At 31.1% G+C, this 22,126-nt stretch carries 20 protein-coding genes, 9 tRNA genes and 1 rRNA gene; 29 read left to right on the forward strand and 1 reads right to left on the reverse strand.

Features of this window, described 5'->3' with window-relative positions:
* Positions 1–79 precede the first annotated feature (79 nt).
* The 29 genes from rrf (at position 80) to fabZ (ending at position 21,330) form a co-directional block, all read left to right on the forward strand.
* A 5S ribosomal RNA gene (gene rrf, locus CDIF1296T_RS01045) occupies positions 80–196 on the forward strand.
* 7 nt (positions 197–203) lie between these two features.
* Positions 204–278: transfer RNA gene (locus tag CDIF1296T_RS01050), tRNA-Asn, on the forward strand.
* A gap of 5 nt (positions 279–283) precedes the next feature.
* Positions 284–369 (forward strand) — tRNA-Leu (locus tag CDIF1296T_RS01055).
* Positions 370–384: 15 nt separating this feature from the next.
* Positions 385–460: transfer RNA gene (locus CDIF1296T_RS01060), tRNA-Met, on the forward strand.
* 7 nt (positions 461–467) lie between these two features.
* Positions 468–542, forward strand: a tRNA-Glu gene (locus tag CDIF1296T_RS01065).
* A 14-nt stretch (positions 543–556) separates the two neighbouring features.
* A tRNA-Gly gene (locus CDIF1296T_RS01070) sits at positions 557–630 on the forward strand.
* Positions 631–635: 5 nt separating this feature from the next.
* Positions 636–711, forward strand: a tRNA-Val gene (locus tag CDIF1296T_RS01075).
* A 5-nt stretch (positions 712–716) separates the two neighbouring features.
* Positions 717–793, forward strand: a tRNA-Asp gene (locus tag CDIF1296T_RS01080).
* Between the two features lie 10 nt (positions 794–803).
* Positions 804–878: transfer RNA gene (locus CDIF1296T_RS01085), tRNA-Gly, on the forward strand.
* A gap of 9 nt (positions 879–887) precedes the next feature.
* Positions 888–961, forward strand: a tRNA-Arg gene (locus CDIF1296T_RS01090).
* A gap of 983 nt (positions 962–1,944) precedes the next feature.
* Positions 1,945–2,784: a diadenylate cyclase CdaA gene (gene cdaA, locus CDIF1296T_RS01095; RefSeq protein WP_003420697.1), complete on the forward strand. Its 840-nt coding sequence runs from the start codon at positions 1,945–1,947 to the stop codon at positions 2,782–2,784.
* Positions 2,781–3,962, forward strand: coding sequence for a CdaR family protein (locus tag CDIF1296T_RS01100; protein ID WP_003432439.1), 1,182 nt, complete (start codon positions 2,781–2,783; stop codon positions 3,960–3,962). The genes cdaA and CDIF1296T_RS01100 overlap by 4 nt, the downstream gene beginning before the upstream one ends.
* Positions 3,963–4,265: 303 nt before the next feature.
* Positions 4,266–5,168: a phosphate butyryltransferase gene (ptb, locus tag CDIF1296T_RS01110; protein WP_003420701.1), complete on the forward strand. Its 903-nt coding sequence runs from the start codon at positions 4,266–4,268 to the stop codon at positions 5,166–5,168.
* Between the two features lie 21 nt (positions 5,169–5,189).
* On the forward strand, positions 5,190–6,269 hold the full coding sequence (gene buk / locus CDIF1296T_RS01115) for a butyrate kinase (protein WP_003420702.1): 1,080 nt from the start codon (positions 5,190–5,192) through the stop codon (positions 6,267–6,269).
* Positions 6,259–6,936 carry a hypothetical protein gene (locus CDIF1296T_RS01120; RefSeq protein WP_003420704.1) on the forward strand — a complete coding sequence of 226 codons (678 nt, stop codon included), beginning with the start codon at positions 6,259–6,261 and terminating at the stop codon, positions 6,934–6,936. Before buk ends, CDIF1296T_RS01120 begins: the two co-directional genes overlap by 11 nt.
* A 42-nt stretch (positions 6,937–6,978) precedes the next feature.
* Positions 6,979–7,194, forward strand: coding sequence for a 4Fe-4S binding protein (locus CDIF1296T_RS01125; RefSeq protein ID WP_003420706.1), 216 nt, complete (start codon positions 6,979–6,981; stop codon positions 7,192–7,194).
* A gap of 28 nt (positions 7,195–7,222) precedes the next feature.
* A complete protein-coding gene (locus CDIF1296T_RS01130) occupies positions 7,223–8,302 on the forward strand; it encodes a 3-methyl-2-oxobutanoate dehydrogenase subunit VorB (protein ID WP_003432442.1) in 1,080 nt (359 codons plus the stop codon).
* Positions 8,302–9,054 (forward strand): thiamine pyrophosphate-dependent enzyme, encoded by a 753-nt coding sequence (locus CDIF1296T_RS01135; RefSeq protein WP_003420710.1) that lies wholly within the window; start codon positions 8,302–8,304, stop codon positions 9,052–9,054. The genes CDIF1296T_RS01130 and CDIF1296T_RS01135 overlap by 1 nt, the downstream gene beginning before the upstream one ends.
* Positions 9,055–9,612, forward strand: a complete 558-nt coding sequence (locus CDIF1296T_RS01140) for a 2-oxoacid:acceptor oxidoreductase family protein (RefSeq protein ID WP_003420711.1) — start codon at positions 9,055–9,057, stop codon at positions 9,610–9,612. It abuts the gene before it with no gap.
* A gap of 169 nt (positions 9,613–9,781) precedes the next feature.
* A complete protein-coding gene (glmM, locus tag CDIF1296T_RS01145) occupies positions 9,782–11,128 on the forward strand; it encodes a phosphoglucosamine mutase (protein WP_009895204.1) in 1,347 nt (448 codons plus the stop codon).
* A 266-nt stretch (positions 11,129–11,394) separates the two neighbouring features.
* Entirely contained in the window at positions 11,395–13,227 is a 1,833-nt protein-coding gene (gene glmS, locus CDIF1296T_RS01150) for a glutamine--fructose-6-phosphate transaminase (isomerizing) (protein ID WP_003432446.1), read from the forward strand.
* A 451-nt stretch (positions 13,228–13,678) separates the two neighbouring features.
* Positions 13,679–14,974 (forward strand): rhodanese-like domain-containing protein, encoded by a 1,296-nt coding sequence (locus CDIF1296T_RS01155; protein WP_009895205.1) that lies wholly within the window; start codon positions 13,679–13,681, stop codon positions 14,972–14,974.
* Between the two features lie 441 nt (positions 14,975–15,415).
* Positions 15,416–16,153: a YwmB family TATA-box binding protein gene (locus tag CDIF1296T_RS01160; RefSeq protein ID WP_003432450.1), complete on the forward strand. Its 738-nt coding sequence runs from the start codon at positions 15,416–15,418 to the stop codon at positions 16,151–16,153.
* Between the two features lie 20 nt (positions 16,154–16,173).
* Positions 16,174–17,427, forward strand: coding sequence for a UDP-N-acetylglucosamine 1-carboxyvinyltransferase (murA, locus tag CDIF1296T_RS01165; protein WP_003420721.1), 1,254 nt, complete (start codon positions 16,174–16,176; stop codon positions 17,425–17,427).
* An 86-nt stretch (positions 17,428–17,513) separates the two neighbouring features.
* Complete coding sequence (spoIID, locus tag CDIF1296T_RS01170) at positions 17,514–18,578, forward strand: stage II sporulation protein D (protein ID WP_003432452.1); 1,065 nt, start codon at positions 17,514–17,516, stop codon at positions 18,576–18,578.
* A 65-nt stretch (positions 18,579–18,643) separates the two neighbouring features.
* Entirely contained in the window at positions 18,644–19,312 is a 669-nt protein-coding gene (locus CDIF1296T_RS01175; protein ID WP_003432453.1) for a M23 family metallopeptidase, read from the forward strand.
* 97 nt (positions 19,313–19,409) lie between these two features.
* Positions 19,410–19,670, forward strand: a complete 261-nt coding sequence (gene spoIIID / locus CDIF1296T_RS01180) for a sporulation transcriptional regulator SpoIIID (RefSeq protein ID WP_009895206.1) — start codon at positions 19,410–19,412, stop codon at positions 19,668–19,670.
* Between the two features lie 196 nt (positions 19,671–19,866).
* Positions 19,867–20,886 carry a rod shape-determining protein gene (mreB, locus tag CDIF1296T_RS01185; RefSeq protein ID WP_003420729.1) on the forward strand — a complete coding sequence of 340 codons (1,020 nt, stop codon included), beginning with the start codon at positions 19,867–19,869 and terminating at the stop codon, positions 20,884–20,886.
* A gap of 15 nt (positions 20,887–20,901) precedes the next feature.
* A complete protein-coding gene (gene fabZ / locus CDIF1296T_RS01190; RefSeq protein WP_003420731.1) occupies positions 20,902–21,330 on the forward strand; it encodes a 3-hydroxyacyl-ACP dehydratase FabZ in 429 nt (142 codons plus the stop codon).
* A 110-nt stretch (positions 21,331–21,440) separates the two neighbouring features.
* Here fabZ and yyaC read toward each other — a convergent pair whose 3' ends face one another.
* Positions 21,441–21,950 carry a spore protease YyaC gene (yyaC, locus tag CDIF1296T_RS01195; protein WP_009887970.1) on the reverse strand — a complete coding sequence of 170 codons (510 nt, stop codon included), beginning with the start codon at positions 21,948–21,950 and terminating at the stop codon, positions 21,441–21,443.
* Positions 21,951–22,126: the final 176 nt, after the last annotated feature.

Genomic DNA, 22,126 nt, shown 5'->3' on the forward strand with positions numbered 1-22,126 from the left:
GCTAACTCTAAAGAAACTAGTATTGCTAGGTTCTATAAACTTATTAAAAACTTAATAGAAATATTAAGCATAAAGATTATGTGGTTACAATAGCAGAGAGGATACACCTGTTCCCATTCCGAACACAGAAGTTAAGCTCTCTAGCGCTGATGGTACTTGGTGGGAAACTGCCTGGGAGAGTAGGACGTAGCCACGTTAAATGTTCCAAGGTAGCTCAACGGTGGAGCAACCGGCTGTTAACCGGTAGGCTGTGGGTTCGAGCCCCACCCTTGGAGCCAAAAAAGCCGAAGTGGCGGAACTGGCAGACGCACAGGACTTAAAATCCTGCGGGACTTACCTCTCGTACCGGTTCGATTCCGGTCTTCGGCACTTATAAAACAATATCGCGGGGTGGAGCAGTTGGCAGCTCGTCGGGCTCATAACCCGAAGGTCGTAGGTTCAAGTCCTGCCTCCGCAACCATTAAAACGGCTCGTTGGTCAAGAGGTTAAGACACCGCCCTTTCACGGCGGTAACAGGGGTTCAATTCCCCTACGAGTCACCAATTCAATTAAATATGCGGGTGTAGCTCAATGGTAGAGTTCTGGCCTTCCAAGCCAGCTGTGAGGGTTCGATCCCCTTCACCCGCTCCAAAAATGGGACCATAGCTCAGCTGGGAGAGCACCTGCCTTACAAGCAGGGGGTCACAGGTTCGAGCCCTGTTGGTCCCACCATTCGCGGCCTGGTAGTTCAGTTGGTTAGAATGCCAGCCTGTCACGCTGGAGGTCGAGGGTTCGAGCCCCTTCCAGGTCGCCAAATTAAATAAGCGGGAATAGTTCAGTGGTAGAGCGCAACCTTGCCAAGGTTGAAGTCGCGAGTTCGAATCTCGTTTCCCGCTCCATAATAACTTGGGTGCATAGCTCAGCTGGATAGAGCAACGCCCTTCTAAGGCGTGTGTCCGGGGTTCGAATCCCTGTGCGCTCATTAAGAAAAGTTTACTATAAATTATAGTAAACTTTTATATTGTTTAAAAAGACACAGGAAACATGTATATTACCTGTGTCTTTTTATTTATAAACTTTAAACTATGTAAAAATTACAGTATATTCTAATAGAGTTACAGTATATTCATTAATATTGTAAACATACGGAGGGTAATGTATAATAGTCTACAAGATGTTTATGAAGGCATCAGTTAAATATAATAAATATAACTAATTAGTAAGAGTTATATACATTATATTGTATACTTTATGGTATTTATATATTGAAATAACTTATGAAGTTATTTATAAAGAGATTCATGAGCATATTTTTGTCTAAACAATAAGTATAAGAAATTATAAAAAATTAGAGACTATAGTGAATTTACAATTTAATGTAATATTTATAAGTTATACTAAATAAATTATTATACTGTGAAATGGATATATAACTTTAGGTATTGTGTATTATTTTCACTGTAGGAGATTATATCTAGTTATACATAATAAGTTTTAATGATAGTTTATAGTAAGATATTAAAATAAATTTATCTAATCTAGATATGAAATAAGTTATTACTTTAATATAAAAATGAATCTAATGGAATAATATTGATGATAAGTAATATTTAGATTTTGTATTTGTTTATAGTTAATAAGTGGATTATAGAATTTATAATAATTAATATATATTAAACAAAGATATATTAAGATATTTTAGAACACAAAACTGCATTAAGGCGCGAGTACTATTTTGTATTCGCGCCTTGATGGTTTGAGTTATTTGAGTAAAAACTAACTTTAATAAGAAATCTGTATTTATTAAGTTGATATTTTTAATGTGTTTAGAGATTATTTAACAATCTCCAAATATAAAACTAGAATTATTTACATAAAAGTTAAATAGTTTGTATAGAGTTAGATTTATATAGTATAATACTTAGTGTAAATAATTAAGAAGTTATCAAACAGGAGGATAAAACTGTGTTAGATATAAATTCTTTTTTAAATGGATTTTTTAATATAATATTAAGAATGAGTATATATGATTTAATTGACATATCTATAGTAGCGTATATTTTTTACAAAATATTTATGTTTATAAAAGATACAAGAGCAGAACAAGTGTTTAAAGGTATAATATTTCTTTTATTAGCAACTCAACTTAGTAACACCTTTAAATTGCATACCGTTTATTGGATATCTCTTAAAGCTTTAGATTATGGAGTTATAGCTGCTCTTATAATTTTTCAACCAGAATTTAGAGCAGGACTTGAACATATAGGAAGAGCAAAGTTTAATTTATTTGGAAAGAATGTAAATACTTCTGAAGAAACTCTCAATAGAAATATAGAAGAAATTGTAGAAGCTTTATATTCACTTTCTAGACAAAAAATAGGAGCTCTTATCATAATGGAGAGAGAAACTAGAATAAGTGATATAATAAATACAGGAACTATTATTGATGCTGAAATTTCTAGGCAACTATTAATAAATATATTTATACCAAATACACCATTACACGATGGAGCTGTTGTAATTAGAGATTCTAAGGTAAAAGCAGCTGCATGTTTTTTGCCATTGACAGAAAGTAAGGATTTAAGTAAAGATTTGGGTACTAGACATAGAGCAGGAATAGGGGTAAGTGAGGTGTCTGACTGTATAACTTTGATTGTATCAGAGGAAACAGGTGGCGTATCAATTGCTAAAGCAGGTAAGTTATATAGAGATATTTCTAGAGAAAGAATGATGAATATATTACGTAGTAATTTAAAAACAAATACAGAAACAAGAAGTTTTTTCAAAGGTGGTATATTTAAATGATAAATAGACTAAAAAATAATACCAAAATAAAAATAATATCATTTTTAAGTGCAATTGCATTATGGATGTATGTTATGGCTGTAGTTGACCCTGAAGAAACTAAAGGGTTTGAAGATATACCTGTATCTATAAGTAATATGAGTGATTTAAAGGATAAAAATCTTGTTATATATCCAGACGAAAAATTAACAGCAGATGTATATATAAAAGGTAGTTTATCAAAGGTACAAAGTGTTAAAAAAGAAGATATACATGTATATGGAACCATTGAAGACCCAATACAAGGACAGAAGGAAGTATATTTAAAAGCAAATATTCCTCAAGGTGTTACTCTAGAATTTAAGCATGATGTTTTAGTAGTAAATCTTGAAAAAAACATAAAAGAAAAAAGAGATATAAAGGTAGAAGTAAGTGGAAATTCAAAAAGAAATATAAATAAAATTGAACTTAGTAAGGAATTTGTCGATGTATCAGGTCCAAGAACTCTAGTTAAAGAAGTCAAAAGTGTAAGAGCTAATCTAGATGTTGGTAATGAGACAGATGATTTTTCTAAAAAATTGCAATTAATACCATTAAATAGTGATGGAACTAAGGTTGAAGGAGTAACATTAAGTTCATCCTTTGTGACTGCAAAGATAGAACTATTGAAGGAAAAAATTGTCCCAATAAGAGTAAGTCTAAATGATAATAAAGATAATGATGTACTGAAAAACTATAAATTAAGTAAGGAACAAGTTACAATAAAAGGAAAGAAAGAAGATATAGACAAAATAAGTTATATTAAGACAAAACCTATTGACTTAGCTGATTTGGCTAATGGTGAAGAAAAAGAAGTTAGCTTAGAAATTCCAGAGGGTATAACTCTTGAGGATAGCTCTATAACAATTAAATTAAATGATACAAAACAATTGAGTGCAGAATTTTTATATAATGCGGGAGATATTGAATTAAGAAATATCCCAACAAATATGGATAATCCAAATGTAATTTCTGATGTAGATATAAAAGTTGTTGTAGAGTCAACGGAGGATTTGAGTAAGTTAAATAAAAAAGATATTTCATTATATATTGATTTATCACAAGGCCCTGAGGAAGATAGTAAATATAAAATAAAATATGAAACAACATATCAATTTAAAAAAATAAATATAGAACCTAATATTGTTGAAGTGGAATGAACAAATATTTCGAATATTTAGTTGTTACAAGATGCGACAAAAAAACCTATAAAATTAAGTTTGTTAATTTTATGTTTTTGTTGCATCTTGTTTATTTTAGTTATATTATAAAATAAGGACAATGAGATATTTGTTAAATCTAAAAAGCGCTAGATATATGAAAAAAGACTGATAAATAGATTTAAATAAATATTTTGAATTAAATATTTCAATTATCTCTAGGAAAACGTTGCTGAACGAGTTATAATTTAATTGAGATATAAAAAGTTCTATTTCAAAAAATTCAAGATGAGGTGGAAATGCATGAGAAGTTTTGAAGAAGTAATTAAGTTTGCAAAAGAAAGAGGACCTAAAACTATATCAGTAGCATGTTGCCAAGATAAAGAAGTTTTAATGGCAGTTGAAATGGCTAGAAAAGAAAAAATAGCAAATGCCATTTTAGTAGGAGATATAGAAAAGACTAAAGAAATTGCAAAAAGCATAGACATGGATATCGAAAATTATGAACTGATAGATATAAAAGATTTAGCAGAAGCATCTCTAAAATCTGTTGAATTAGTTTCACAAGGAAAAGCCGACATGGTAATGAAAGGCTTAGTAGACACATCAATAATACTAAAAGCAGTTTTAAATAAAGAAGTAGGTCTTAGAACTGGAAATGTATTAAGTCACGTAGCAGTATTTGATGTAGAGGGATATGATAGATTATTTTTCGTAACTGACGCAGCTATGAACTTAGCTCCTGATACAAATACTAAAAAGCAAATCATAGAAAATGCTTGCACAGTAGCACATTCATTAGATATAAGTGAACCAAAAGTTGCTGCAATATGCGCAAAAGAAAAAGTAAATCCAAAAATGAAAGATACAGTTGAAGCTAAAGAACTAGAAGAAATGTATGAAAGAGGAGAAATCAAAGGTTGTATGGTTGGTGGACCTTTTGCAATTGATAATGCAGTATCTTTAGAAGCAGCTAAACATAAAGGTATAAATCATCCTGTAGCAGGAAGAGCTGATATATTATTAGCCCCAGATATTGAAGGTGGTAACATATTATATAAAGCTTTGGTATTCTTCTCAAAATCAAAAAATGCAGGAGTTATAGTTGGGGCTAAAGCACCAATAATATTAACTTCTAGAGCAGACAGTGAAGAAACTAAACTAAACTCAATAGCTTTAGGTGTTTTAATGGCAGCAAAGGCATAATTTTAAGGGGGAAATAGGCAAATGAGCAAAATATTTAAAATCTTAACAATAAATCCTGGTTCGACATCAACTAAAATAGCTGTATTTGATAATGAGGATTTAGTATTTGAAAAAACTTTAAGACATTCTTCAGAAGAAATAGGAAAATATGAGAAGGTGTCTGACCAATTTGAATTTCGTAAACAAGTAATAGAAGAAGCTCTAAAAGAAGGTGGAGTAAAAACATCTGAATTAGATGCTGTAGTAGGTAGAGGAGGACTTCTTAAACCTATAAAAGGTGGTACTTATTCAGTAAGTGCTGCTATGATTGAAGATTTAAAAGTGGGAGTTTTAGGAGAACACGCTTCAAACCTAGGTGGAATAATAGCAAAACAAATAGGTGAAGAAGTAAATGTTCCTTCATACATAGTAGACCCTGTTGTTGTAGATGAATTAGAAGATGTTGCTAGAATTTCTGGTATGCCTGAAATAAGTAGAGCAAGTGTAGTACATGCTTTAAATCAAAAGGCAATAGCAAGAAGATATGCTAGAGAAATAAACAAGAAATATGAAGATATAAATCTTATAGTTGCACACATGGGTGGAGGAGTTTCTGTTGGAGCTCATAAAAATGGTAAAATAGTAGATGTTGCAAACGCATTAGATGGAGAAGGACCTTTCTCTCCAGAAAGAAGTGGTGGACTACCAGTAGGTGCATTAGTAAAAATGTGCTTTAGTGGAAAATATACTCAAGATGAAATTAAAAAGAAAATAAAAGGTAATGGCGGACTAGTTGCATACTTAAACACTAATGATGCTAGAGAAGTTGAAGAAAGAATTGAAGCTGGTGATGAAAAAGCTAAATTAGTATATGAAGCTATGGCATATCAAATCTCTAAAGAAATAGGAGCTAGTGCTGCAGTTCTTAAGGGAGATGTAAAAGCAATATTATTAACTGGTGGAATCGCATATTCAAAAATGTTTACAGAAATGATTGCAGATAGAGTTAAATTTATAGCAGATGTAAAAGTTTATCCAGGTGAAGATGAAATGATTGCATTAGCTCAAGGTGGACTTAGAGTTTTAACTGGTGAAGAAGAGGCTCAAGTTTATGATAACTAATGATAAAAGAATAAGAATCATAACTGGTCACTATGGAAGTGGTAAAAGTGAATTTGCGATGAACTATGTTGTTAAGTTAAGAGATATGGTTTCTGGCAAAGTTGCTATAGCCGATTTAGATGTGGTAAATGTATACTTTAGAACTAGAGAAAAGAAAGAGTTAATGAAATCCTTAGGTATACAACCAATAGATAGCTCAATTAATGCTCCAACATTAGATTTACCAGCAGTATCAGCAGAGGTAATGTCTCCTATGGTAGACCATTCATACAATTCTGTTATAGATTTAGGTGGAGATAATGTAGGTGCTAGGGTTATAGGAAGATTTAGTCATTTGTTAAAAGAAGGCGATTATGATATGCTTTTTGTAATAAATGCAAATAGGGAGAAAACTCAAACTTCTGAAGAAGTTATCCAATATATAAAAGAAATAGAAAAATCTTCTAAATTAAAGGTAACAGGTCTAATTAATAATACTCATCTTATTAGGTTTACTACTATTGATGATGTTTTAAGAGGTCAGAAAGTTGCAAAAGAAGTTTCTGAAAAATGTAATATACCGATAAGATATGTTGCATGTTTAGAAAATCTTGTTGAACAGTTACCAAAAGATTTAGAAGGAGAAATTTTTCCTATAAAATTATATATGAGAGAAGACTGGATGTAGTTTGAGCTCAAATATATAGAAAGTTTAAGGAGGCTTAGGTAAATGGCTAAAGGAAAAGTATCTTTTAATCAAGAACGTTGTAAAGGTTGTGGATTGTGTGTTGAAGCATGTCCAGTAAAAATCATACAATTAGACTCAAATGTAATAAACAAAAAAGGGTATAACCCAGCAACTGTTTTTGAAATGGAAAAATGCATAGGATGTGCAAGTTGTGCAACTATGTGTCCAGATGTAGTTATAACAGTAGAAAGAGATTAATTTAATTAATATTTAAGGGGGAATTTTAATGGCTAAGATACTTATGAAAGGTAACGAAGCATTTGGAAAAGCAGCTATAGAAGCTGGTTGCAAATATTTCTTCGGTTACCCAATAACTCCACAAAGTGAATTACCAGAATATTTATCAAGAGAGTTACCTAAAATAGGTGGAGCGTTCGTTCAAGCTGAATCAGAAGTTTCTGCGATAAACATGGTTTATGGTGGAGCAGGTGCAGGAGCAAGAGTTATGACTTCTTCATCTTCACCAGGAGTTGCTTTAAAGCAAGAAGGTATAACATATGCAGTAGGAGCAGAAGTTCCTTGTGTTGTACTTAATGTAATGAGAGGTGGTCCAGGACTTGGAAGTATACAACCTTCACAAGCTGACTACTTTATGTCTACAAGAGGTGGAGGAAATGGAGACTACAGAACTCCAGTATTCGCACCAGCTACAGTTCAAGAAGCTGTTGATATGATAATGGAAGCTTTTGACGTTGCAGATTATTACAGATCACCAGTTATGGTAGTTGCAGATGGTATGATAGGTCAAATGATGGAGCCAGTTGAATTTAGAGCTCCTGAGAAGAAAAGAGAATTGCCTCCTAAAGATTGGGCAACTGTTGGAACTAAAGGAAAAAGAAAACCTAATGTAATAAACTCTCTATACTTAGAGCCAGAAGTACTAGAAGACCATTGTTGGCATTTACAAGAAAAATTTGATGCAATGGAAAAGAATGAAGTACAATACGAAATGTACAAAACAGAAGATGCTGAATTTGTATTTGCAGCTTATGGAACTACTTCAAGAGTAGTAAAAAGCGCAATTGATATATTAAGAGAAGAAGGAATAAAAGCAGGTCTTATAAGACCTAAAGTATTATGGCCATTCCCATTCGAAGCATTCAACCAAATTCCTAATGCTAGAAACATATTGACTGTTGAAATGAGTATGGGACAAATGGTGGAAGATGTTAAAATGGCAGTAGAAGGTAAATTACCAGTTTACTTCCATGGAAGACCAGGAGGAATGACTCCAACACCAGCAGAAATAGTTGAAAAAGCTAAAAAAATTATTGCCGGAGAATTGGTTGCAGGAGGTGCTAGATAATGGCTGTTGTATTTAAGAAAACTGAAGGATTACAAGATACTCAAACTCACTACTGTCCAGGATGTACACATGGTATAATCCATAGATTAGTTGGTGAAGTATTAGAAGAACTAGGAGTATTAGGTGATGCTGTAGGTGTTGTTCCAGTTGGATGTTCAGTTTTAGGATATAAATATTTTAACTGTGACACTCAAGAAGCTGCTCATGGTAGAGCGCCAGCTGCTGCTACAGGAATAAAAAGAGTTCATCCTGAAAATACAGTATTCACTTATCAAGGTGATGGAGACTTAGCTTCAATTGGTACTGCTGAAATAGTTCATGCAGCTGCTAGAGGAGAAAAAATAACTACTATATTTGTAAACAATACAACTTATGGTATGACTGGTGGACAAATGGCTCCAACTACATTAGTTGGACAAAGAGCTACTACTGCTCAATCAGGAAGAAATGCTGAAACTCAAGGTTATCCAATAAGAGTAAGTGAAATGTTAGCTACATTAACAGGAGCTGTATTTGTAGAAAGAGTAGCAGTTGATACTCCAGCTCATGTTAGACAAGCTAAAAAAGCTATAAAGAAAGCATTCCAAGTTCAACAAGCAGGATTAGGATTTGGAATAGTAGAAGTATTATCTACTTGTCCTACAAACTGGGGACTAGCTCCAAACGATGCTTTACAATGGTTAAGAGACAACATGATACCATACTATCCATTAGGAAATTTCAAAAATGTTGAAGTTGAGGAGGTGAAGTAAATGTCTACAGCTAGAGTAATATGTGCAGGCTTCGGAGGCCAAGGTGTTATGTCTATGGGACAATTACTTACTTATGCAGGAATGCTAGAAGGAAAAGAAGTTTCTTGGTTACCATCTTATGGACCAGAAATGCGTGGAGGTACAGCAAACTGTGCAGTAACTGTATCTAATGAGCCAGTTGGTTCTCCACTTATAACAGATGATGCAACTGCAGCTATATTATTAAATATACCAGCATTTGAAAAATTCAAAGATGATGTTATTCCTGGTGGAAAAATAATAGTAAATAGTTCTTTAATAAAAGAAAAAGTTGATAGAACAGATGTAGATGTTTATTATATACCAGCAAATGAATTAGCAGCTGAATTAGGAAATGATAAAGTTGCTAACATGATAATGTTAGGCGCTTACTTAAAAGTATCTGATACTGTAGATATAGAATCTGTACTAGAAGCATTCAAAAAAGTTTTCGGACCTAGAAAAGAAAAATTCGTTCCATTAAACAGAGAAGCTTTACAAAAAGGTATGGATGCTACATGTTCTAAAGCAACTAACTAATAAAGAAAAAGATGTCAAAAAAAAGACAATAGAATTATTTCTATTGTCTTTTTTGCTGATAAGTATTAAAATATTTTTATGACTGAAATTAAGCCTATAATGATATTTTATGAACTATAAAAATATAATACAAATTACAAGCTTTTCAATTATGAAAGGAGAATCTTTAGTGAGAAAGTATTTTGGAACAGATGGAGTTAGAGGAGTAGCAAATACAGAACTAACATGTGATTTAGCATATAAACTTGGTAGAGCTGGTGGATTTGTCTTAGCTCAAGGAGACCACAGAGTAAAAGTAGTAGTAGGTAAGGATACTAGAATATCAGGTGATATGTTGGAAGCATCTTTAATAGCAGGACTTATGTCTGTTGGATGTGATGTTATTACTGTTGGAATAATACCAACACCTGCAGTGGCATATTTAACTAGAAAATATGGTGCTGATTGTGGTGTGGTTATATCTGCATCTCACAATCCTGTTGAATATAATGGAATCAAATTCTTTAATAAGAATGGATATAAATTAGATGATGAAATTGAATTGAAAATAGAAGAATATATAGACGATATAGACAAAATTGATTGTCTTCCAATTGGTGAAAATGTAGGAAGAAAATTACATGAACATTGTGCACAAAGAGACTATGTAGACTACCTAAAATCAATAATAAGCACTGACTTTAAGGGATTAAAAGTAGTTTTGGACTGTGCTAATGGTGCGTCATATAAAGTGGCACCAATAGTGTTTGATGAACTAGGAGCAAGTGTAATTTCAATAAATAGTTTACCAGATGGAAATAATATAAACTATAAATGTGGCTCTACACATCCAGAACAACTTCAAAGGGCTGTTTTGGAACATAATGCTGACTTAGGTCTTGCATATGATGGAGATGCTGATAGATTAATTGCAGTAAATGAAAAGGGTCAAATTGTTGATGGAGACCATATAATGATATTGAGTGCCTTAAATTTAAAGAAAAATAATAAATTGGCACAAGATACTTTGGTAGTTACAGTTATGAGTAATATAGGGTTGACAATAGCTGCTAAGGAAAATGGAATAAATTTATCTACTACAGCAGTTGGAGACAGATATGTTTTAGAAGATATGGTTAAAAATGGATATAATCTTGGTGGAGAGCAATCTGGACATATGATATTTTTAGATTACAACACTACTGGAGATGGAGTGCTTAGTTCTCTAATACTTGCAAATATAATTTTGCAAGAAAAGAAACCTTTATCAGAAATTGCATCAATAATGAGCCAATACCCACAAGTATTAGTAAATGCAACAATAAAAAATGAAAATAAGAACAAATATATGGAATATCCAGAAATAAAAACTGAGATAGAAAGAATAGAATCTATTTTAGACGGAAATGGTAGAGTTTTGATAAGACCATCAGGAACTGAGCCATTAGTTAGAGTTATGTTAGAGGGTAAAGAGGAAGGTCAAATAAAAGAATTAGCAACAGACTTAGCTAATCTTATACAAGAAAAATTATCGTAATTTAAAGGGTATTCTCAGATACAAATACTGAGGACACCTTTCTAAGCGCCAGAACTTAGTTATAGACATAATTATTGAGTAATATAGGAACTAAGTTGACGAGGTCAGAGTTAATCGAATTGTCGGCGGATGCTCTGCGGTGTGTTTACCATCGAAAGACTTCTTTAAATAATAGGAGCAATCCTATGGACAAAGGGAAGCCAAAGTAAACTTATATGACCTAACTCTTAAAATATATAAATAATATTTTTAGGAGGACACAAATAATGTGTGGAATAGTTGGATATTTAGGAAGTAGAAAGGCAGCAGAAGTTATAGTAGAAGGGCTTTCTAAGCTAGAGTACAGAGGTTATGACTCAGCAGGAGTAGCAGTTAATAGTTCTAATGAAAAAGAACTTAATATTAGAAAGTTTAAAGGTAGACTTTCTGTACTTGCAGAAGACTTAGAAAAGAATCCTATTGATGGAAATTTAGGTATAGGGCATACGAGATGGGCAACTCATGGAGAACCATCTGATGTAAACTCACATCCTCATTTTAATCAAGCCAAAACAATAGCAGTTGTTCATAATGGGATAATAGAAAACTATATGGAAATAAAAGAAGAATTAATTTCTGAAGGTGTTAAGTTTGAATCTCAAACAGATACAGAGGTAATAGCACATTTAGTAGATAAATACTATGAGGGTAATTTATTAGATGCTGTATACAAAACTATATCAAAATTAAGAGGAGCTTATGCATTAGGTGTTATATGTAAAGAACATGGAAATGAATTAGTTGCAGTAAGAAAAGATAGTCCTCTTGTAGTTGGTGTTGGTGAAGGTGAAAACTTTATAGCATCAGATATACCTGCATTATTAAAATATACTAGAGATGTTTATTTCTTAGAAAATGGAGAAGTAGTTCATCTAAAAGACGAAAATGTAACCGTTTATGACTCTAATAGAAATCTTGTTGAAAAAGAAGTATTTCATGTAACTTGGGATGTAGAAGCTGCGTCTAAAGGTGGATATGACTACTTTATGTCAAAAGAAATTCATGAGCAACCAACAGGAGTTAGAGAAACTTTAGAAAGAAGACTTGATGATAATGGAAATATAATTCTAGACAGTATAAATATTTCTAAAGAAGACTTAGAAAAAATAAATAAAGTTTATATAGTGGCTTGTGGAACAGCATATAATGCTGGATTACTTGGTAAGTATGCCATAGAAAAATTTGTAAATATACCAGTAATAACTGATATAGCATCAGAATTTAGATATAGCGACCCATTTGTAGATGAAAATTCATTAGTAATATTAGTTAGTCAATCTGGTGAGACAGCAGATACTCTAGCAGTATTAAGAGATTCAAAGGCTAAAGGAGCAAGAATACTTTCAATAACTAACGTTGTAGGTTCATCTATAGCAAGAGAATCAGATGATGTATTCTATACTTGGGCAGGACCTGAAGTAGCAGTTGCATCAACTAAGGCATATACTACTCAAATAACTTCTTTATACATGATAGCTTTAGACTTTGCTATCAAAAAAGGAACAATAACTAGAGAATTTTATGATAGTATGATTTCTAAGATGAAAGAAATACCATCAAAAATACAAGAAATACTAGACAATGAAGAATATATAAAAGAAGTTGCTAAAACAGTTGTTAGTTCTGAACATGCATTCTATTTAGGAAGAGGTATAGACTATAGCTTAGCAATGGAAGGTTCATTGAAATTAAAAGAGATTTCATATATACATGCAGAAGCTTTTGCAGCAGGAGAGCTAAAGCATGGAACAATAGCTTTAATAGAAAAAGGAACTCCTGTAATTGCCATAGCTACTCAAGAAAAGTTATTTGAAAAAATGGTTTCTAATATGGAAGAAGTAAGAGCAAGAGGAGCTTATGTAGTAGCAATAGCTCAAAGCCATAATAAGGATGTTGAGAAAGCTGCTGATAAAATAATCTATATACCAAATTCAGATGATATTTTATCACCAATATTAGCAGTTGTACCAATGCAATTACTTGCTTATCATGTCTCTGTACTAAGAGGATGCGATGTAGATAAGCCAAGAAATCTAGCTAAATCAGTAACAGTTGAATAAAAACAGATTAAAAATTAAATAGATAATATTTATTGAAAAGAACTCATCCTGTTATTTGTATTTTATAGGATGAGTTTTTTAGATAAATATTAAATTTGTTTTGTTTTTGCTATAATAAATTTTATAAAAAGATTGATATTAAATCATCTGTAAAATGATAAATATATAGACCATACCAGGTATAGGGAACGATAAATATAGTTCATATAAAATATAGTGAGTACTTAATAAACATATAGTCAATATCAGATAAAAAAAATAATAGCTTATGAGAAAAATTAAAATACAAGGTATTAGTAACCTTGTGATAAGATAAAGTGAGTAGTTTAAAATAAGAATATAAGGAACTATTTATAAAAGAATATAATGAAGCTAATAGAGTATAAGAAAATTACTTTATTTTAGTAAAATAATTTCAAATAAAAATTTTTTTAAATTGGGAGTATAAATTATGACAAATGATTTTAAAAAAGAAAAGAAAGAAGATTATTTTGTTAATCTTAAGGCAATATCTACTGAAGTTTTACAAGAAAAAGTGCAAGATAACGCTTGGGTTATAGTTGATACTCGCTTAAATGATGCTTATAATGGCTGGAAGTTAGATGGAGTAAGAAGAGGTGGACATATAAAAGGAGCAGTAGATTTTTCTGCTAATTGGTTAAGTGTATACTTAGATAGAAAAGATGAAGTGTTAGAACAAGCATTGAAAACTAAAAGAATTGATTTAGATAAAAATATAGTATTGTATGATGCAAATGGAAAAGATGCTTTGGTTGTAGCAGATTATTTATCTAAAAAAGGATATAAATATCTATATAAATATGATATTAAACAATGGGCAGACGACGAAAATCTTCCAATGGAAAGATATAAAAATTATCAAATGATAGTTCCTGCTTTTATAATAAAAGATATATTAGATGGAAAAATTCCTGAGACATTTGAAGATTCAAAGAATATAAAAATGATTGAAGCGAGTTGGGGAGAAGAATCGTATACAAAAGGGCATATACCTACAAGTGTTCATGTAAATACTGATATTATAGAACCTCCTCCAACATGGATGCTTGATAATGATGATAACTTAACTAAGTTTGCTTTAGACTATGGATTAACAAAGGATGATACTGTAATAGTTTCAAGTAGTACACCTATGGCATCTTATAGACTAGCTGTTATATTGAGATATATAGGAGTAAAAGATGTAAGAGTTTTGAATGGTGGAACAAACTCATGGTTATCAGCAGGATATGAATTAGAATTTATTAGTAATCCAAAACATTCATGTACTAATTTTGGAGCAGATATACCAGTTAACTCACAATTAGTTGTTACTACATCTGAATTAAGACAAAAACTAAAAGAAAAAAATAAGTTTATACTAGTAGATAACCGTACTTGGGATGAACATATAGGAAAAGTATCTGGATATACATATTATGATAAAAAAGGGCGTATACCAGGAGCTTTATATGGACATTCAGGTAGTGATAGTGTTTCACTAGAAGAATATCGTAATATTGATAATACAATGAGAAATAAATATGAGATTTTAGAAATGTGGGACAAGGAAAATATAGATGTGAATAAACAGCTTATATTTATGTGTGGAAGTGGATGGCGTGCTGCTGAAGTATTAACATATGCAAATGTCATAGGAGTGGAAAATACCTCCCTTTATAGTGATGGATGGATGGGCTGGAGTCTTGATAATTCAAATTTAATTGAAGTGGGAGAACACAAATAAAGTTTTTGAAAGTACAATAGAGTTGTTTAAAACAAAGGTGTTTTTGATTTATTAGGAAGAGTGTGTAAATTGTGTATTGGGAAGTGTACTTAGGTATGTTCATTTGGAGCTATGGAAATTGATAAAAAAGTATTATCTGTTTATTTTGTTGGTAAAATATGAATAGATTATAGATTATAGATTATAGATTTAAGTATAGACTAAGTAATTTATATTACAGAAGAGAATATATAAGAATTAATGCAAGATGTATTTGATACATATAAGAAATTGGCAAGTCCAGGAGAAGGATAGAGAAAATTGAGATTGAAGAGTTTGAAAGAGATTATTAGATGAAAAATACAAAAATGTATAAAAATACATATTGAGAAAGTATATCTCTCTTAAATTTGTTAATAATTCTATTATACAGAAAAACATATTTAAGGGGGATTTTTTACTATGAAAAAAGTAAAATTAGCTATAAGCTTTTTTATATTAATGATTATAGGAATGACAATATCTTATGCAGATACAAGTATAAATACTAGATACAATAGATTAAGTAAAGCTCTTGAAATATCAGAAGCAAATTTTAAATTTTATAATGTTAAAATTAATTCTGTTATAAATCATAATTTATCAAATAAAGAATTTCATAATATTTTTATAGAAATAATTAACAATCTAAAGTTGGATAAAAAAGGAATAAATTGGAATCAAAAAGGGTCTGGCGATAAAATACAATTATGTGCTACTATAAAAGGTAGCGATAAAGAAATTTCTATAAAAGGAATAAATAAAAATAACAAAGAAAGTTACATAGTAGTTGACATATTGGATAACAAAGTATATAAACATAAAGAGGTTATTTATAGTAACGTAGAAAATGTGTTAAATAAATATTCATCTCAAGTAGATGTGTCTGCTTGTATTGTTGGAGAATACACAAAAAGGTTACAAAACAACAAATATGATGATATTTTACAAAAAATATTATATAATATGAGTGCTAAGCAAATAGATGAAGTTAAAGACGTAAACTTTTTATCTATAACAGCATATAGTAAAGTATTAAATGATTATGAATTAGAATATTTAGGGGAAAAAATTAATTTAAATATAGGAATTAAATATAATGAGGATGACGGAAAAACACTCATATATATTGCCACACCAATTATAAAATTAGATTATTAATTATGAGGAGATCAAAAAATATGGCTAAGATAATAGTAAAAAAGAGTAATCCACTTAAAGGTAGTGTTAAAATAGATGGTGCAAAAAATGCAGTTTTACCAATAATAGCAGCGACTTTATTAGCAAACGGAAAATCAACATTAAATGGAGTACCAAATTTAAGAGATGTTCATGTTATATCAGATTTATTAAGACATGTAGGAGCAGAAGTTGAATATAAAGAAAATACACTTACTGTTGATGCAAGCAATATAAAAACTTGTGAAGCTCCATATGAGCTTGTAAGAAAGATGAGAGCTTCTTTTTTGGTTATGGGACCATTGCTTGCTAGATTTAATAGTACGAAAATTTCTATGCCAGGAGGATGTGCTATAGGAACAAGACCTATAGATTTACATTTAAAAGGATTTAAAGCCTTAGGTGCAAAGATAGAAATGGACCATGGTTTTGTTGAAGCAGCAACAGAAAAGTTAGTAGGAAATAAATTATATTTAGATTTCCCATCTGTTGGAGCAACTGAAAACATAATGATGGCAGCTTCTTTAGCAGAAGGGACTACAATAATAGAGAATGCAGCAGAAGAGCCAGAAATAGTAGATTTAGCAAACTTCTTGAACGAAATGGGAGCAGATGTTAAAGGTGCAGGTACTAATACTATAAAAATAAAAGGTGTTAAAGAGTTAAAAGGAGCAGAACATAATGTAATTCCAGACAGAATAGAAGCAGCAACTTATATGGTTGCAGCAGCTATGACAAAAGGTGATATAACTGTTGAAAATGTTTTAATGGAGCATTTAAAACCAGTTGTAGCTAAATTAAGAGAAGCTGGTTGTGAAATAACAGAAATGGACAATTCTGTAAGAGTTGTAGGTCCAAAAGTATTAAAACCAATAGATATAAAAACTTTACCACATCCAGGATTTCCTACAGATGTTCAAGCACAATTTATGGCTATGCTTACTGTAGCCAATGGAACTGGTGTAGTTATAGAAACTGTTTTTGAAAATAGATTTATGCATGTTGCTGAATTTAATAGAATGGGTGCTAATATAAAAATAGATGGAAGAAGTGCGGTTGTTAATGGTGTAGATGAGCTACACGGTGCAGCAGTAAACGCTACTGATTTAAGAGCAGGGGCAGCCCTTATTTTATGCGGTCTTATAGCAGAAGGAGAAACTCAAATAGGAGAAATATACCATATCCAAAGAGGTTATGTTGATATAGATAAGAAGATAACAGCACTAGGTGGTCAAATCGAAATAGTAGAAGATTAATAATTGGTTTATAGAAGAAAGTTATAAATTAATAGGGTTGTTCATATACTTAAATACAAGGTTTTAAAAGCTAAGGAGGAGAGTATATGAAGAACCCATTGGTTGTTTTGTTAGGATTTGTGACTTGCTCTGTGTTAGTTCCATCACTTATAACTTTAGTTTCTTATAAAAATGTAGAATTAACTGAAAAACCAGAGAGCCCAGTATCTATAAACAAAACTATTAAAAAAAGTGATATTGAAGACAAAGGTAATAAAGAAGAAAAAAATACAGTGAACTATGAAACTGTAAATAAAAAAGCACCAATTATCAATGTATATAATCATATAACAGGGAAAACCGAAAAGATGGACATGGAGAACTATTTATGTGGAGTACTAGCTGGTGAGATGTCTTCAGAGTTTGATATAGAAGCTTTAAAAGCTCAATCTGTAGCAGCTAGAACATATGTAGTATATAAACAGGAACATGGTAAATCTAGTAAACATAAAAATGCAGTAGTATGTACTGATTATAAACATTGTCAAGAATATAAGAGTTATGATACTCTTAAAAAATTAAATGGTGAAGAATGGATTAAGAATAAATATTCCAAAATCCAAGAAGCAGTTAGAGGAACTAAAGGTCAAATAATAACTTATAATGATAAGGCGATACTTCCTCTTTATTTTTCTACATCTTCAGGAAAAACAGAAAATAGTGAAGAAGTATTTTCTGCAAAATATCCTTATTTAAAGTCTGTGGAAAGTCCTTATGATAAGTATTCCCCTAAATTTGCGTCAACACTTAAAATAAGTAACACAGATTTTGTTAAAAGTCTTAGAAGGGCATATAGCACTATTGTGATAGATGTAAATAATTTAAGTAAACAAGTTTCAATAACTAAAAGAAGTGATGCCGGAACTGTAGAAAAAATAAAATTAGGAAATAAAGAATTGACTGGAAAAGACATTAGAACTGTTTTTAAATTGAACTCTGCAAACTTTGACATAAAATTTGGAGAAGGATACATAGATTTCGTGGTAAAAGGATATGGTCATGGTGTTGGTATGAGCCAGTGGGGAGCAGAAGGAATGGCAGAAGAGGGCTATAAATATTATGATATATTATCACATTACTACACAGATACAAAAATAAAAGATATATACTAATAATTGTATAAAATGCCAAAAACACGTCAATAATCCAAATGTAGAAATATATTTGGAGGTGCAAAATGAAGAAAAAGCTGTTAGAAAAAGATGGTTTTTATTTATCTTTGTTTGTATGTGTTTGTTTATTAGCAGTAGGTGGAGTTTGGTTTACAAATAATAATGTAGATAAATTGGCTTCTAATAAAGGAATTATGGAAAATGCTAATAAAGATAGTGAAGAGGAAATACATTTAATTGAAAAAGACAAGAAAGATGCTATCCCTACTGCAACGGATTCAAAACAAAACTTAGAAAAAGCTAAGTCAAAAGAGGAAAATAAATCGAGTACAACAAAATTAAATTACATTGGAGATAAAGTAATAAGAGGATATTCAGAAAAAGAGCCTAGTTATTCTAAAACACTTGATGTTTGGGAAACTCATAAAGGTGTAGATATTAGTTGTACTAAAGGCAAAGAAGTAAAATCTCTATTAAACGGAATAGTAGTAGATGTATTTGATGATGAAGAATATGGACAATCAGTCAAAATAAAAAGTGACAATAACATTGTAGTAGTATATTCAAATCTAGATAAAAATGTTAGTGTTAAGAAAGAACAGAAGGTAACAGAAGGACAATCTCTAGGTACTGTAGGTAGTACTTCTCAAATAGAAAGTGAAGAAGGTATACATGTGCATTTAGAGGCGTATAGTGGAGAAAAATCTATAGACCCAATGAGTCTAATTAAGTAATAGTATAACAAGTTTAATCATATTTGGTTAAGCTTGTTATATTTTTTGGTGTTTTTACATATATATCATTAAAGCTATTATGTGAGGGGGGTAATCTTTGAGATCTCATATAGAGGAAAGGGCCATAGTGGTAGCAAAATATATACTTGAAAAAAACACTACAGTAAGACAAACCGCCAAGACATTTGGAGTAAGTAAAAGTACAATTCATAAGGATGTTACAGAAAGATTGAAGGAAATAAATCCATCCCTTGCCAAAGAAGTTAAAAATGTGCTGGACAAAAATAAATCAGAGAGACATATTAGAGGGGGATTAGCAACGAAATTAAAATATGAGAAGGAAAATAAAAAAATGTAGGTTAAAAACCTACTTTTTTTATTGAATTAAATTATAAAAAGAAATATATTAAGTAATTATAAATAGCAAAATAATAATACTCTCAAAAGATTTATTTTCTCTTGATTAAAGCGAGATTTTTGTATATGCTTTATTATAGGAGTATTAAAATAGGCTTATAATATAATCTAATATTATAAATAAAGGAGTTGAAAAAATGGCTGGAGCTGATATAGGCATAGATTTAGGTACTGCAAATGTGCTTGTTTATGTTAGTGGTAAGGGAATCGTTTTAGAAGAACCATCTGTTGTGGCGATAGACAAAAGAACAGATTCTGTTTTAGCTGTGGGAGAAGAAGCTAAAAAGATGATAGGGAGAACACCAGGTAATATAGTCGCTATAAGACCTTTAAGAGATGGTGTAATTTCAGATTATGATGTAACTGAGAAGATGTTAAAATCTTTTATAGATAAGATAGTTGATAAAAAGGGATTTGGAAGATTTTTTATGCCAAGAATTATGGTATGTGTACCAACAGGTGTCACAGAAGTGGAAAAAAGAGCAGTAGAAGATGCTACGAGACAAGCTGGAGCTAGAGAAGTATATATCATAGAAGAACCAATAGCAGCTGCCATAGGAGCTGGTGTAGACATATCACAGCCTAATGGTAATATGATTATAGATATTGGTGGAGGTACTGTAGATATAGCTGTAATATCTCTAGGAGGAGCTGTTGTAAGTGAATCTATAAAGGTTGGTGGAGATAGATTTGATGATGCTATAGTTAAATATATGAAAAAACAACACAATCTTCTTATAGGAGAAAGAACAGCAGAGAAAATCAAGTTTGAAATAGGTTCTGCATTTAAGAGAGAAGAAGAAAAATATATGAAGATAACAGGAAGAAATTTAATTACAGGACTTCCTAGTTCTATAACTATAAATTCAACAGAAATGTTGGAAGCACTTAGAGAATGTGTTGAGCAAATAGTAGTTGCTACTCATGCTGTTTTGGAAAAAACGCCTCCTGAGTTAGCAGCAGATATAGGAGATGTCGGTATAATAATGACTGGAGGAGGTTCATTATTATATGGATTAGATAAAATAATAGAACAGAGGACAGGAATAACTGTTACAATAGCAGATGAACCATTATCTTGTGTTGCAAAAGGTACAGGAATAGCTTTAGGTTCAATAGACTTACTTGAAACTGGTGGGTCTTTCAAAAGAAAATAATTAGGAGAGTTTAGAATGTTAAATATAGATGAAATAAAAAAATTAATACCACATAGATATCCATTTTTATTAGTAGACAAGATTACAGAGCTAGAAGTTGGGAAAAGAGCTGTTGGTATAAAGAATGTAACAGTTAATGAGCCATTTTTCCAAGGTCACTTTCCAGAATATCCTTTGATGCCAGGAGTACTAATAGTAGAAGCTCTAGCACAAGTATGTGGAGTGGCAATGATGTCTGTAGAGGAAAACAAAGGAAAACTAGGTGTATTTGCAGGTATAGATAAAGTTAGAATCAAGAGAGAAGTAAGACCAGGAGATACATTAACTATGGAAGTTGAAATGACAACTCTTAGAAAAAATATAGCTAAGGCAGATGCTAAGGCATATGTAGGTGAAGAACTTGTCTGTAAAGGTGAATTAATGTTTGCTTTAGTAGAAAAATAAAAACTTGAAATATAAAAGTAAAAAGGTAGATAATTTGGAGTATTTAATCAGATACTCTAAAATATCTACCTTTTTATATAAAGAATTTTATCATTTAGTTTATATTTAGATTAGGTGGATACTAATAAAGCCAAGGCTATTGTTTCAGCTAAATCTAATATAAAGCTAAGGCGTATATTATTAAATGAAAGTTTATTATTTTCATCAATTTTATCTACAATTCCTACTATAGAATAATTTCCTATTTGAGGTAGTTTTTTACCAACACCTTTTCCGGGCAGGATAGGTCCTTCTCTAATCTGTATATTACCTATGTTACTCTGCGACCCCAAGCAAGCATCTATAGCCAAGAAGTTACCTTGTATATGTGTATTTTTTATAGTATCTAAAGACTCATATATATTTAAGGCGTGAATAGGGTTATCTAGTGTACCGTAAACGGGGTATTTAAAGTTACTGTTCTTAAGTATTGTTCCAACTAAAGGGCCTAAAGTATCACCTATAGCCCTGTCTGTTCCTATGCAAACAACAATCGTATTTTCATTAATTATAGTTTTTAGAACTGAACTTAGCATCTGTATAACATCATCATCGCTGTAGTTTACTTTAGCTAAATACAATAGGAACACCCCCTTCAAAAAAATATATGAATAAAAAGCATTAAAAAGACCTAACTTTAAATTTCAGATAGATAGAAAATTTTATTTGTCTTACAAAAAAAGGAATAGAAAAAATATGACTAAAAATATTGACAAAATTTTAAAAAAATAGTAAGCTAGTAAAGTAAAACAAAACT

The sequence above is a fragment of the Clostridioides difficile ATCC 9689 = DSM 1296 genome, assembly GCF_001077535.1.
In the GTDB taxonomy this organism is placed as follows: domain Bacteria; phylum Bacillota; class Clostridia; order Peptostreptococcales; family Peptostreptococcaceae; genus Clostridioides; species Clostridioides difficile.